This is a genomic window from Pseudomonas syringae CC1557, from assembly GCF_000452705.1.
GTDB lineage: Bacteria > Pseudomonadota > Gammaproteobacteria > Pseudomonadales > Pseudomonadaceae > Aquipseudomonas > Aquipseudomonas syringae_F.
In genome coordinates, this window is sequence record NZ_CP007014.1 from 539,940 (window position 1) to 553,539 (window position 13,600).

Genomic DNA, 13,600 nt, shown 5'->3' on the forward strand with positions numbered 1-13,600 from the left:
GGGTTTGCGGCCTGTTGAGTCGCATCGACGTTGACCCCGCAGAGCTTTTCACTCTGCGATCATCACCCATTATCACTGCAACGTTTGCATGGCGTTGGACCGAATTATTCCGGTGTTTGCGCGCCGCTGGTCCTGGACAGCTCAGTAGGCCGGGTTGCCGCATTGGAGAATGCCAAATGATAGGCCAGGCCGACGAATACCGCGCCGCCCACTGCGTTGCCCAAAAATACCGGAATGAAATTGTCGCCGAACTGCGCCCAGCTCAAGGCACCAGCAAAGATTGCTGCAGGTATGACGAACATATTGGCGACGATGTGCTGAAAGCCGATTGCGACGAATGCCATCACCGGAAACCACATGCCGACCACTTTACCGATTACGTCCTTGCTCGCGTAGCTGAGCCACACCGCCAGGCAAACCAGCCAATTGCAGCCAATGCCCGAGATGAATGCCTGTTCGAAGCTGGCCCCCACCTTGGCATTGGCGATGGCTACGGTCTTGGCCATGAAGGGGCCTTCAGTCAGGCCCACCAGATGGCCGAAACAATAGGCGACGAACAGCGCGCCGATCAGATTGGCCAGCGTCACCAGCAACCAGTTACGCACCAACTGACCCAGGCCGATACGCCCGGCGAACAGTGCCATTGGCAGGCTCATCATGTTGCCAGTCAGCAACTCTCCGCCAGCGAGCACCACCAGAATCAACCCGACCGGGAACACCACAGCGCCAAGCAGATTGCCCAGCGACGCCCACTCGTGGGGGATCATGGTGCTGACATGAATGTCGAGAAGAAACCCGAGAGCAATGAAAGCCCCTGCCAGAAAGCCCAGAATCATCAACGAGGACAGGCTCAAATGAGCCTTCTTGATGCCGCTTTCGACGGCGATTTCAGCGATTTGCTGCGGGGTGTTCAGAGACATGATGGGCTCGTGCGTGGTCGTGGGCTGAGCATGCGGACTAAAAGCTCAAGCGGTACGCGCATCTGTCGCACCGGGAAACGACGTTACGGAATGTTTCGGAAGATGGCTAATCGGATGTTTTGATCGGTTGATTGATAGGGTCAATGACTCAGGATGCTTCTGTCCGGGCTGTACTCATGATGGGGTTGGTGAGCAGGTTGTTGAGGCTCACGAGTCCGGTGGGCCTGGCGCTGGGGTAGGGGTGTTGAGCTCTGGCAGATTCTGTTTCGTGTGCTGCGACGGATTGCCTTTGGGGGAGGTGTTTACGAGTTTCTTTTGGTAGCTGCCAGATGAGTTGCAATTGAAGCGCCCAAAAAAACAAAAGCCTCGTAATGCGCGGCTTTCAAAGGTGGTGGGCCCACATGGACTCGAACCGTGGACCAAAGGATTATGAGTTGCTGGGCGACGTGCTATGCCTAGAGAAATCGTTCGTAGGTGAACGTAGGTTGGCATAGCTGGAGGCCCTGTCGTAACTGGTATTGAGCGTCAACCTGAGCAATTAATTAAGCCTGAAGTAAATAGTATCTTTGAAAGCAGATCCTATCTGCTATGTATCTCATAGCCTGGCAACGGAATTTCAGCAGTACTTGTGTACAGAGGCATGGAACTATAGTCGATCTGCTCCAATATCGCCGGATCCCAAGTCTTTGTTTTAGCGGCCCAATACAACATACCTAACTTGATCGGTATTTTCCCCTGCCGTTCCTTACCTCGCCGGAAAGAAAATAGGTCGTAACCTTCGGGTACGAAGTATCTGTATGGGTCATAGTTTTCGATGTTAACCGAAAATCGCTCGAAGAATTCAGGCATCAGCTCGTTTGCATCATCCCCTTCAATGCCGAGGTCACGATTGATATCTGTGGCTAGGCTTAAGTCTTCAAAAGCATTTGCACTGAACTCAAATGTTTCTTGAATGCACGCTACTATTTTCCCGAGTAGTTCGTAATCAACGTCGTCATTGTTCATTCAAAATACCTGATCTTCGGGGCGCACAATAGCGTTGTAGGTGACTACAGTCTTGTAGCCAATCAGGCCTAGCTCGGCGGCGGTATAAGCCCATCCGAATACCGGTATCGCACGCCCTACGAATGCGGCGATGTATGGGGTTCTTCTCAACTTTGGGGGCCGCATTCCGACTAGTGTTGGAGCTCGATATCCCCCGGGGAATTTTATTTTTCTAAGCATGCGCCGTGAAAGTATCGAGGCTACAGAGGTGTTTGGGATTGCGCCGCCAGGCTTTCCTCTAGTTGGAATTACATTAGCCCCGCTTACAATAGCCAAGGCAGACACTATATCGTCTATGCCAAATTCTTCCATCGTAGTCTCGGCTGCAATCACCCAGAGCAAATGATCCGCAGTGAGCCCACAGTCTCCGTCATAACAGTAAATGTTCGGCACTTATACCCTTCCTTATGCGTAAGTGTTGTTGCGGATCTGGTCCCAGCCAGCAGAGATTTTGCCCATAATCAGCCCCGTGGTGCGGCTTTGCTGGGAGTAAACAATGTTGACTTTAGCGTAATCAAACCACACGACGTCTTCTGGAAATGACGAGGCTGCAGGGTCGAATATGTTTCCGCTGTGGATGCCACTTATAATCACTTCTTCAAATACAACTTCCAGATACTTTTGTTTTTCTCCGCCAGCCCTATGCACGCTCATTATTATCTTTTTGAAGTGCTGCCCCGAACAACAGGCCTCAAGTATTTTAGGTGTTGCAATATCTACACGCTTCACAATGCTGAAGTGACTTAAGTAGACGCGGCCTACGGTGGCACCACCAGCCGAGCTGGCCGTTCTGGAGACCGCTTGAGTAGCAGCAAGGTTGTAGGCAGTTATCTCTATCCAGTTTTTATGCTCGGAGTCCGAGGAATCGCCATCAAGACCGTCTATCCATAAAAAAGTATCAAATGCCATTCCTGCTCCTTGGAACTGATTGTCCCTATTCTGATTGAGGTCAGGGTCCAAGCTTAACGTCGCCAGGAAATCTCGCCAACCCTCGCCGCAGCGCGGGGCGTTAACCCCCCCTTTCCCTCAACGTCACAGTCAGCTCGTCAGCACCGCATATTTGCCGAGGGCCGACCACTTGTCTGCTAATCCCGGCTCAGCGTTCTGTTGGCGCCCCGTTCGGCTCCAAGAAAAACCAGCTATTGCACTCAATCGGATGAGGCTTCCTGACTTTTCAGGAGAAGGGATAACCGAGGGTTAGGGCACACCGTGACCGAACTGCCAGGTAATCGCTGACTGTCCTAAAAAAGTATCTGGATGGAAGGGGGCTGCGAAATCATGTTCCGAAAAACAAACGGCCTACGGTTTTAAGACGTAAGCCATCGTTTTGTATGGTGGGCCCACACGGACTCGAACCGTGGACCAAAGGATTATGAGTCCTCTGCTCTAACCAACTGAGCTATGGGCCCTCAGTAGGTCGCGGATTATAACGGCGGTTTCGCGGCTGTGCTATCCGAAACGTCCGAAAGATTCATAAGAAGAAACCTCGCGCTGAATTCTTCGGGGAGGACGGGCAGGCTGCTGATGAAGCCTTGCATCTGTTCGCAGCCTTCGGAGGCGAGGAATTGCTGCTGTTCGCGGGTCTCGACGCCTTCGGCAATTACGGTCAATTGCAGGCTTCGGCCCAGTGCGATAATGGCGCGGACGATGGCGGCGTCGTGGGTGTCGTCGGGAAGGCCGCGGACGAAGGACTGGTCGATCTTGAGGATGTCCAGTGGCAGGCGTTTGAGGTAGCTCAGCGATGAGTAGCCGGTGCCGAAGTCGTCGATGGCCAATTGCACGCCGAGTTTCTTCAGTTTGTGCAGCACCTCCAGTGCTTCCTGCGTCTGGCTCATGATGAAGTTTTCGGTGATTTCCAGTTGCAGACAATCGGGCGACAGCCCGTTGTCTGCCAGCAGCTCTTCGATGTGTTCGACCAGGTTTGGCTGACGCAGCTGGGCGCCTGCCAGGTTGACCGATAGCGGGCCGAATGGCTGAAAGGCTTTGCGCCACTTGCCCATTTGACGGCAGGCTTGCTCCAGCACCCAGTCACCGATTTGCAGGATCATGCCGTTCTCTTCGGCCAGCGGGATGAAGCTTTCAGGGGGCACGTCGCCTAAGGTCGGGTGGCTCCAGCGAATCAGCGCTTCAGCACCCACCAGCGTCTCGGTCAGCAGGCTGATCTTGGGCTGGTAGGACAGGCTCAACTGGTTACGGTCGAGTGCGCGCCTCAACTCCTGCTCCAGCGCGATGCGTTCGCTGGCCTGAACCGTCAGATCACGGGTGTAGCTTTCGACGCGGTTGCGGCCTTTGGCCTTGGATTGGTACATGGCGGCGTCGGCATTTTTGACCAGCGTCGCGACGTCGCTGCCGTCTGTGGGGAATATGCAACTGCCGATGCTGGGGCTGATGAAGAGCTCGTGTTCACCCGCCTGGAAAGGCGCGCTAAAGCAGGCCAGCAGTTTATGGGCGATGGTCAGTGCGTCACCGGGTTGCAGCAGGCCGGGTAGCAGGACGATGAACTCGTCACCACCGAGCCGTGCAACGGTGTCGATGTCTCGCAGGCTCTCCTTGAGGCGATGAGCAATGCCCTTGAGGAGCAGATCGCCGACCGGATGGCCCAGGCTGTCGTTGATATGCTTGAAGCGGTCCAGATCCAGGAACAACACAGCACCAAGACCGCCTGACTCCTCGCTGTGCAGCAGCGCTGACTGCAGGCGGCTCTCGAATAGGGTTCGATTGGGCAGGCCGGTAAGGGGATCGTGATGTGCCTGATAGTCCAGTCTTGCCTGGGCGTGTTTAAGGCTGGAGATGTCGGCGAATACTGCGACGAAATGCGTCAAGAGGCCGCCTTTGTTGCACACGGCGCTGATGGTCAGCCAGCTTGGGTAAAGCTCGCCATTCTTGCGACGGTTGCTGATCTCGCCCTGCCAGTGACCTTCGGCGCTCAGTTGGTGCCACATCGCTGCGTAGAATGCGCTGTCATGCTGGCCTGAGGCGAGCAGGCGAGGTGTCTGGCCGAGCGCTTCGCTCTCGCTGTATCCGGTAATCGCACTGAATGCCCGGTTGACAGCTGTGATGCGCTGATCGGTGTCGGTGATCAGTACGCCCTCGGCAGTGCTTTCGAAGACCGTTGCCGCAAGATGCAGTTTTTCCTGCATTTGCTGGTTTTGGGTGATGTCCCGCGAGATCGTCAGCAGGCAGTCTTCACCTGCGATCACGAGCGGCTGCGATGACAACTCACAGATCCGGATGTTGCCACTGGCGTCGCGCAGGCGGACTCTCAGGTCACGCACGGAACCGTGGCTTTTAAGTCGTTCAATCATGGTGTGGCGATCATTCAGGTCAGCCCAGATGCCAAGATCGAACGTCGAGTGCGCAACGCATTGCTGTTCGCTGTACCCGGTAATGCGGCAAAACCCTTCATTGACCTCCAATACCATCCCGTCCTCCTGGCGGGTTAGCGCCAGTCCGTCAGGAGAGTCGTGGAAGGCGTTGGCGAACTTCTCTTCGGAGAATTGCAATTGCTGCTGGGCTTGTTTGAGCTGGGTAATGTCGCGGACGACTACCAGCACGGCTGGCGTTGAGCAGAAATCGAGAGGCTGGGCTGACATGAGGCCCGAAAAGGTCTGGCCGTTCTTGCACCGAAAAGGGACTTCCAGATTGTGGATAACGCCTTTTTGCAATTGCTCCAGAATGTTTGGACCCATGCCTGGAACTGCCCACAGATTCAGCTCGGTGGGGGTTCTGCCAATCGCCTCGTCAATCGCAATCCCCGTCTGCCTCGCGAACGCCGCGTTGGCATCCATGATGTGTCCATTGACAAGGCTGGCGATGATCATCGTATCTGGGCATTGAGCGAAAACAGAGGCGAACTTGCATTCCGACAAGCGCAACGCTTCCAGGACGCTGTTATCGATTATTACTCCACGCATAGGGGGCTCACGTCCGTCTCGGACTATCGCTGATGTGACATGACCCTTGCGGACAACGTTGAGCCAAGGATTACCCGAAGCAGTGTGTCTGTTGTATTACCTAGTTGTAGGTCAATTCGTCAGTGCCTGCAATTAGATTGAAGTCTGACAGTGCCAGGGTTTATCAGATGTGTGCTTGCCCGCACGTTTTGATGTCGAGGGGGCGAAAACGCAAAACCCCCGGCATGCCGGGGGTTTTGTTGACTCGCTGGTGCGATTACTCGTCGAGGAACGAGCGCAGGTGCTCGCTTCTGGTCGGGTGACGCAGTTTGCGCAGTGCTTTGGCCTCTATCTGACGAATCCGCTCGCGGGTTACGTCAAACTGCTTACCGACCTCTTCAAGCGTGTGGTCGGTATTCATGTCGATGCCGAAACGCATGCGCAGAACCTTGGCTTCACGGGCGGTGAGGCCCGACAGCACTTCGCGTGTCGCTTCTTTCAGGCTTTCAACGGTAGCGACATCGATTGGCGACTGCATGGTCGAGTCTTCGATGAAGTCACCCAAGTGCGAATCTTCGTCGTCGCCGATCGGTGTTTCCATGGAGATCGGCTCTTTGGCGATCTTCAATACCTTGCGGATCTTGTCCTCAGGCATTTCCATGCGCTCACCCAGCTCTTCCGGGGTCGGTTCGCGACCCATTTCCTGCAGCATCTGCCGGGAAATGCGGTTGAGCTTGTTGATCGTCTCGATCATGTGCACCGGAATACGGATGGTGCGTGCCTGGTCGGCAATCGAGCGAGTGATCGCCTGACGGATCCACCATGTGGCATAAGTCGAGAACTTGTAGCCGCGACGGTATTCGAACTTGTCCACAGCCTTCATCAAGCCGATGTTGCCTTCCTGGATCAGATCGAGGAATTGCAAGCCACGGTTGGTGTACTTCTTGGCAATGGAGATCACCAGACGCAAGTTCGCTTCAACCATCTCTTTCTTCGCGCGACGGGCCTTGGCCTCGCCGATCGACATTCGACGGTTAATGTCCTTGATCTCGGCGATTTTCAGGCCGGTCTCTTCTTCCAGTGCCGACAGCTTCTGCTGGCAACGCTGGATATCAGGCTGCAGACGCGCAATGGCTTCAGCGTATTTGCTTTTGCCTTTGGCCAGCGCATCGGTCCAGCTTTCGTCAACTTCGTTGCCCGGGAACTGGCGCAGGAAATCGGCGCGCGGCATACGTGCATCACGTACACACAGCTGCATGATGGCGCGTTCCTGAGCACGAAGACGCTCGAGGGCACCGCGCACACGCTCTACCAGACCTTCAAACTGCTTTGGAACCAGTTTGATCGGCATGAACAGCTCGGCGAGAGCAACCAGTTCAGCAATAGCGTGCTTGTCGCTGCGACCGAATTTCTTCAACGCCTTGCGGGTGATTTCCATTTGATCGGAAACGGCACCAAAGCGCTGCTGGGCAATGACCGGATCAGGGCCGCTTTCGACCTCTTCCTCGTCATCGGTGGCATCGGCCGTTTCTTCTTCCTCGTCATCGCCTTCAGCCTTGGCGGCTTTAGGGTCGACAGGCGGAGGAACTTCGGCAGGCGGCGCAATGCCGTCGTCCGGGTCGATGTAACCGCTCAGAACGTCGGAAAGACGACCGCCTTCGCTCGTGACACGTGTGTATTCGGAGAGGATATGGTCAACCGTGCCAGGGAAGTGCGCGATTGCGCCCATCACTTCACGGATGCCTTCTTCGATACGTTTGGCGATTTCGATCTCGCCTTCACGGGTCAGGAGTTCAACGGTGCCCATTTCCCGCATGTACATGCGAACGGGATCGGTGGTACGACCGATGTCGGTCTCGACCGCTGCCAACGCTGCAGCCGCTTCTTCTGCGGCCGCCTCGTCGGTATCGGCGTCGGCCAGCATCAAGGCGTCCGCATCCGGAGCACTCTCGTGTACCGGGATCCCCATGTCGTTGATCATGCGGATGATGTCTTCCACCTGCTCAGGATCTGAAATATCCTCGGGCAGGTGGTCGTTGACCTCTGCGTAAGTCAGATACTTCTGCTCACGACCCAGGGTGATCAACTCTTTGATACGAGACTGCTGTTGCGCTTTTCCGGACATAACACCCTATCCACTGAAGGTCTTGGCGGGCAAAAAACAAGCCGAGGATTATACCCGAGCTATGACCTCACGCGCCAGTTGAGGTCGGGGTTTGTGCGGGAACATTGCGATTTAGCAGTTCCCGAAGCTGAATTTTCTCTTCTGGGCTCAGCTCGGTTTGCCGAGCCTTGCTGATCAGATGTTCCAGACTGCGCTCGCGTTGGCGAGCGGATAGACTAGTTATAGTGTCGAAAAACTGTTGTTCAAGGTTATCGGCCTCAATCAGCCATTCCTTTTCGGCCAGGGCGCGTAATAAACGACCCTGTTCCGTTCCGTGCCACCGTGCTATCAACTGTAACGACCGAAGGTTGGGATTCTTTTGCCTGGCTTCAATCAGCGCGACCAGTAATTGTGCGTTTGACTGGTCTTCTGCCGCGAAGTGGCTGGCATTTTCGACCTTTTCGGCCAGTTCCGGGTGATGCAGCAGGGTTCTCAGCGCGGCCTGCATCGGCGGTTCGACGGCGGTCGGTACGCGCGGCGTGCGCGGTTCGAAGTCCTGCCGCTTGCCGTTTTTGCCCCAGGACTTGTTGTCCCACTTTTTCTGATTCGGACCGCCGGTTTTCTTTGGTGTCCATTCCTGCTGCGCTTCGTAACCGCCTTGTGGCTGGTAGTCGGCGAAGTCAGGCATCGCATCGTAGTCGACATACGGATTATAGCTGGGTGGTGCATCCGCCGGTGCGCTCTGCACCAGTTGATTGACCGCCTCGCCGCTAAGCCCGGTAATTTCACTCAGGCGCTGACGCATTAGCGTGCGCAGGTTTGCGCCGGGTACTTTATCGATCAGTGGCGCCGCGAGGGTGGCCATGTGTGCCTTGCCTTCCAGCGAGCGCGGGTCGGACTCTTTGGTCAATTGCTCGAAAAAGTAATCGGCCAGCGGCTGCGCATGCTGATTGATGCGCGCCTTGAACGCGTCGGTGCCCTCGGAGCGCACCAGCGTATCCGGGTCTTCGCCTTCCGGGAGAAACAGAAAGCGCGCCCTTCGGCCATCCTGCAGGCTTGACAGTGCAGCTTCGAGCGCTCGCCATGCGGCGTTGCGTCCGGCCTGATCGCCGTCAAAGCAGAACAGCACGTTGGGCACGACCCGAAACAGCCGTTTCAAATGTTCTTCACTGGTCGCTGTACCCAGTGTTGCCACGGCATTGCGCAGACCTTGCTGGGCCAGGGCGATGACGTCCATGTAGCCTTCGACGACAATGATCTCGTCGAGGTTGCGATTGAATTTGCGCGCCTCGAACAGCCCGTACAGTTCCTGACCCTTGTGGAACACCGGGGTTTCCGGGGAGTTCAGGTACTTGGGCTTGTCATCGCCGAGTACGCGGCCGCCAAAGGCAATGATGCGCCCGCGCGAATCGCGAATCGGAAACATCACCCGGTCGCGGAAGCGGTCGTAGCGTTTGCCGGTTTCTGCGTTTTCGATCAGCAGGCCTGCGTCGATCATGACTTTCTGCTGTAGCGCGTCGCTGCTCAGGTGTTTGTACAGGTTGTCCCAGCCGGGTGGCGCGAAGCCCAGGCCGAAGTCCCGTGCGATCTCGCCCGACAGCCCGCGCCCTTTGAGGTAATCCACTGCTGCCTTGCGCGCCGGATGGCTTTTCAGGGCCTGACGATAGAACTCGGCAGCGGCGTTCAGCAGCGGGTAGAGCGGGGAGTCTGTTGGCTGGCGTGGTTTCTGGCCTTTAACGCCTTGTTCGCGTGGCACTTCCATGCCGGCAGCTTTGGCCAGGTCCTCGACCGCCTGGGGGAAGTCCAGGTTGTCGTGATCCATGATGAAACCGAGCGCGTTACCGCCCGCGCCGCAGCCAAAGCAGTAATAGAACTGTTTGTCCGGGCTGACACTGAATGAGGGGGTTTTCTCTTTGTGGAACGGGCAGCACGCGCTGTAATTCTTCCCGGATTTCTTGAGCTGCACGCGCGAACTGACAACATCGACGATGTCGGTGCGGTTCAGAAGGTCGTCGATAAAGCTCTGGGGAATCAGCCCGGCCATGGCGTTCTCGTCATTCAAGCGTGTCACAAAAATATCGGATGACTCTACGAGTCTTCCGTCAGCCTGTCAGCCGTCTTTTGTGCGACGACAGCAATACGCGGGCACGTCTTTGTGTCCGAAGGTCGGCGCTGAAATCAGTAGGAGTTGAGTGCGTGATCGTCGAGTTGATCATCGGGCCGTAGCCTTTGATGTTCATCTGATATCAAACGAGACGCTGCCTTGGCTGAGCTTCTTGCGAAGTCATCAAGGCATACTCGTCTTGTTCACTGGCCGTCTTGTTGCCCGTGTGGGCATGACCAGTGTTGCCTGCAAGCAGGCCGGACGTGCTTGACTGAATATCCGGGTCGCGTGTGCGGCCTGTAAAGTCGGTCAATTAGCTAGCGCGAAGCTCTCGCAGCTATACAGCTTTAACAGTGCTGCAACTGCCGACAGCCCAGCTGATTGGCTGGGCAAGGCAGAAGCTTGCGACGCAAGTCTGTAAATTAATACAGACGAACGGCGCGGCGCTGTTCGCGCTGGACTTTCTTGGCGTGGCGTTTGACAGCAGCTGCTGCCTTGCGCTTACGCTCCGAAGTCGGCTTCTCGTAAAATTCGCGGCTACGAACTTCAGCCAGAACACCGGCTTTTTCGCAGGAGCGCTTGAAACGACGCAGAGCTACGTCGAAGGGTTCGTTCTCTTTAACTTTGACGGCTGGCATCCAGAGCTACCTTCATTCATTACCGGGGTCAACGCTTCGTGCAAACACTGCACAAAAGTACGTCGGTTTTTAAGGGTTGCGGATGTTAACTCCTCATTGAGAGGAATGCAAAGCCTCTGATCGAAAACCGCTGGTCGGCACCTCGGGCGGCGACTATTATGCGCGCCTTCAAATCTGCCCCCTACAAGGCGCAAACCCATGCTAGTACTGGGATTAGAAACCTCCTGCGACGAAACCGGCGTCGCGTTATACGACAGTGAACGCGGTTTACTGGCGGATGCTTTATTCAGTCAGATCGACCTGCACCGCGCCTATGGCGGCGTGGTGCCGGAGCTGGCATCGCGCGATCACGTCAAGCGCATGCTGCCCCTGATTCGTCAGACGCTGGCCGAAGCGGACTGCGTGGCCACTGATATCGATGCCATTGCCTACACCGCAGGGCCCGGTCTGGTCGGTGCGCTGCTGGTCGGTGCGTCATGCGCCCAGGCGCTGGCGTTTGCCTGGGATATTCCGGCGCTGGGCGTTCACCACATGGAAGGCCACTTGCTGGCCCCGATGCTGGAAGAAAACCCGCCGCAGTTTCCGTTCGTCGCTTTGTTGGTGTCCGGTGGTCATACGCAGTTGGTGCGCGTCGACGGAATCGGTCAGTACGAGTTGCTGGGCGAGACGCTGGATGATGCTGCGGGCGAGGCGTTCGACAAGACGGCCAAGATGATGGGCATGCAGTACCCGGGTGGTCCGGAGATCTCAAAAGCGGCCATGCAGGGGGTACCGGGGCGGTTTGTCTTTCCCCGACCGATGACGGATCGCCCGGGCCTGGCGTTCAGCTTCAGCGGCTTGAAAACCTCGGCGCTCAATACCTGGCAGCAGTGCCAAAGTGCCGGAGACGACAGTGAGCAAACCCGCTGCGACATCGCGCTGGCGTTCCAGCAGGCGGTGGTGGAGACTTTGACCATCAAGTGCAAACGCGCGCTCAAGCAGACCGGGCTCAAGAGCCTGGTCATCGCTGGCGGCGTCAGCGCCAACAAGGCATTGCGGGTGTCACTGGAAAGCATGCTGAGCGATCTGCGTGGGCATGTTTACTACGCCCGCCCGGAGTTTTGCACCGACAACGGCGCGATGATCGCCTTTGCCGGCTGTCAGCGCTTGCAGGCAGGACAGAAGGAAGACCTGAGTATCAGCGTGCAGGCGCGCTGGCCCATGGAGCAGTTGTCGCGGCTTTAGTTGTTGGGGCTGTAGTTGTAGGGGTTGCGAAGGCAGGCAAGGGTGAGCGGGATTCACGTCACCCCTTAGAAATGCCGTTCGCGCCCGGCGAGCAGGTCGCGTAGATTGCCGCGGTGGCGCCAGACGATGAGCAGGGTCAGCACGCTCATCGGCAGCAACGCATGGGGTTCCTGCCAGGCCAGTAGTGGCAGCGTCAGGGGTGTGGCGATCAGCGCCGCGAGTGAGCTGGTACGGGTCAGGTAGAGCGTCAGCAGCCAGGCCGCTATTGCCAGGGCTGCCGCTGGTGGGTAAAGGCCCAGCAGTACCCCAGCGGCGGTTGCTACGCCTTTGCCGCCGCGGAATCGAAAGTACAGCGGGAAGAGATGTCCCAGCACTGCGCAGACCCCGATCCAGCCCTGGTGTGATGGGTCAAGGCCCCAGGTGCCGGCGAGTAATACCGGGATCAGGCCTTTGCAGAGGTCGCCAAGCAAGGTCAGGATGGCCAGCTTTTTCCCGGCCAGACGCAGCATGTTGGTCGCACCGGCATTGCCGGAGCCACTGGCGCGCGGGTCCGGGCTGCCGCTGAGGCGACTGAGCAGGATGGCGAAGGACAGCGAGCCGAGCAGGTAGGCGAAGGTCGCCAGTAACCAAAACATGCTAACCATTCCGGGCGAGGATGCCCTGATTCTAACGGCGCATCGCGCCCTTGTCGTGCAGTGGAGAACAGGCTTGGACAGAGTTTTCATCGAGGGTCTTGAGGTCGATACGGTCATCGGCGCTTATGACTGGGAACGTGGCATTCGCCAGTGCCTGCGTCTGGACCTCAGTTTTGCCTGGGACAACCGGCCCGCTGCTGCGGGTGACGACCTGAGCAAGGCTCTCGACTACGCCAGTGTTTCAGCGCGCATTCAGGCCTTCGCCGAGCAGGCGCAGTTTCAACTGGTCGAGACCTTCGCCGAGCGTCTGGCTGAAGTCTTGATGAGCGAATTCAATATCCCCTGGTTGCGTTTGAAGCTGACCAAGCCCGGTGCTGTTGCTGCGGCAGCCGGTGTCGGTGTGGAGATCGAGCGCGGATGTCGCTGACGCGGATTTTCCTCGGTCTGGGGAGCAATATCGAGCGCGAGCGGCATCTGCATGCCGGGCTGGAGGCGCTGGATGGCTTTCTGACTGACATGCATTGTTCGCCGGTTTTCGAGAGCCACGCGGTGGGCATCAAGAGCGGGCCATTCTTCAATCTAGTGGTTTCGGCGCTGACCGACCTGCCGCTGGCGGAGCTGGATCGCCGCCTGAAAGTCATCGAGGCCGATAACGGTCGCTATGCCCCGAATCGAGTCGGTCTGCCGCTGGACATCGACGTGCTGCTGTATGGCGAACAGGTCGGTAACTTCGACGGGCTGATTTTGCCGAGGGCAGAGATTCTGAAGAATGCCTTCGTATTGCGCCCATTGGCGCTCATCGCCCCCGAACGTCTCCATCCGGGTGTGGGTGTGGCGTTCAGCAAACTCTGGGTTGACGCGCAGATTGACCAGCAGCTTTGGCCTGTAGCTTTTGAGTGGCGCGGTGTGTCGCTGACGCCGGAGGATTTGCTGCGTAACTGAGGTCGCTATCACGTTCCGGCAAATCCCTCTCGTGCCAATGCTCAGCGGCACAACATTACCACGCGGAGCGTGTCAACGAGATTTGAAATTTACCGC

General features: G+C 57.0%; 12 protein-coding genes and 1 tRNA gene. 3 read left to right on the top strand and 10 right to left on the bottom strand.

The features are described from left to right. Positions 1-104: 104 nt before the first annotated feature. From N018_RS02485 to rpsU, 9 genes are all read right to left on the bottom strand, one after another. Entirely contained in the window at positions 105-920 is an 816-nt protein-coding gene (locus N018_RS02485) for a formate/nitrite transporter family protein (RefSeq protein ID WP_025388769.1), read from the bottom strand. Positions 921-1,499: 579 nt separating this feature from the next. Further along, complete coding sequence (locus N018_RS02490) at positions 1,500-1,925, bottom strand: DUF1493 family protein (RefSeq protein WP_025388770.1); 426 nt, start codon at positions 1,923-1,925, stop codon at positions 1,500-1,502. Then, positions 1,926-2,357, bottom strand: coding sequence for an STM2901 family protein (locus N018_RS02495; RefSeq protein WP_025388771.1), 432 nt, complete (start codon positions 2,355-2,357; stop codon positions 1,926-1,928). Between the two features lie 12 nt (positions 2,358-2,369). Further along, positions 2,370-2,873 (bottom strand): Hcp family type VI secretion system effector, encoded by a 504-nt coding sequence (locus tag N018_RS02500; RefSeq protein WP_025388772.1) that lies wholly within the window; start codon positions 2,871-2,873, stop codon positions 2,370-2,372. Between the two features lie 423 nt (positions 2,874-3,296). Continuing rightward, positions 3,297-3,373: transfer RNA gene (locus tag N018_RS02505), tRNA-Ile, on the bottom strand. Between the two features lie 15 nt (positions 3,374-3,388). Next, entirely contained in the window at positions 3,389-5,878 is a 2,490-nt protein-coding gene (locus N018_RS02510) for a sensor domain-containing protein (RefSeq protein WP_080274783.1), read from the bottom strand. A 256-nt stretch (positions 5,879-6,134) separates the two neighbouring features. Then, positions 6,135-7,982: an RNA polymerase sigma factor RpoD gene (gene rpoD / locus N018_RS02515; RefSeq protein ID WP_024644713.1), complete on the bottom strand. Its 1,848-nt coding sequence runs from the start codon at positions 7,980-7,982 to the stop codon at positions 6,135-6,137. 67 nt (positions 7,983-8,049) lie between these two features. Then, positions 8,050-10,005 (bottom strand): DNA primase, encoded by a 1,956-nt coding sequence (gene dnaG, locus N018_RS02520; RefSeq protein ID WP_025388774.1) that lies wholly within the window; start codon positions 10,003-10,005, stop codon positions 8,050-8,052. Positions 10,006-10,487: 482 nt separating this feature from the next. Continuing rightward, positions 10,488-10,703, bottom strand: a complete 216-nt coding sequence (gene rpsU, locus N018_RS02525; RefSeq protein ID WP_002551877.1) for a 30S ribosomal protein S21 — start codon at positions 10,701-10,703, stop codon at positions 10,488-10,490. 198 nt (positions 10,704-10,901) lie between these two features. On the opposite strand from rpsU, the gene tsaD reads away from it, so the two are divergent. Continuing rightward, complete coding sequence (gene tsaD / locus N018_RS02530; RefSeq protein WP_024644715.1) at positions 10,902-11,927, top strand: tRNA (adenosine(37)-N6)-threonylcarbamoyltransferase complex transferase subunit TsaD; 1,026 nt, start codon at positions 10,902-10,904, stop codon at positions 11,925-11,927. Between the two features lie 65 nt (positions 11,928-11,992). On the opposite strand, the gene plsY is transcribed toward tsaD, so the two are convergent. Then, positions 11,993-12,562 carry a glycerol-3-phosphate 1-O-acyltransferase PlsY gene (gene plsY, locus N018_RS02535; RefSeq protein WP_025388775.1) on the bottom strand — a complete coding sequence of 190 codons (570 nt, stop codon included), beginning with the start codon at positions 12,560-12,562 and terminating at the stop codon, positions 11,993-11,995. A 73-nt stretch (positions 12,563-12,635) separates the two neighbouring features. Here plsY and folB point away from each other — a divergent pair, with 73 nt between their 5' ends. Then, entirely contained in the window at positions 12,636-12,989 is a 354-nt protein-coding gene (gene folB / locus N018_RS02540) for a dihydroneopterin aldolase (protein ID WP_025388776.1), read from the top strand. Continuing rightward, the gene (gene folK, locus N018_RS02545; RefSeq protein ID WP_025388777.1) at positions 12,980-13,504 is read left to right on the top strand and encodes a 2-amino-4-hydroxy-6-hydroxymethyldihydropteridine diphosphokinase; all 525 of its coding nucleotides are present in this window, start codon (positions 12,980-12,982) and stop codon (positions 13,502-13,504) included. Before folB ends, folK begins: the two co-directional genes overlap by 10 nt. Positions 13,505-13,600 lie beyond the last annotated feature (96 nt).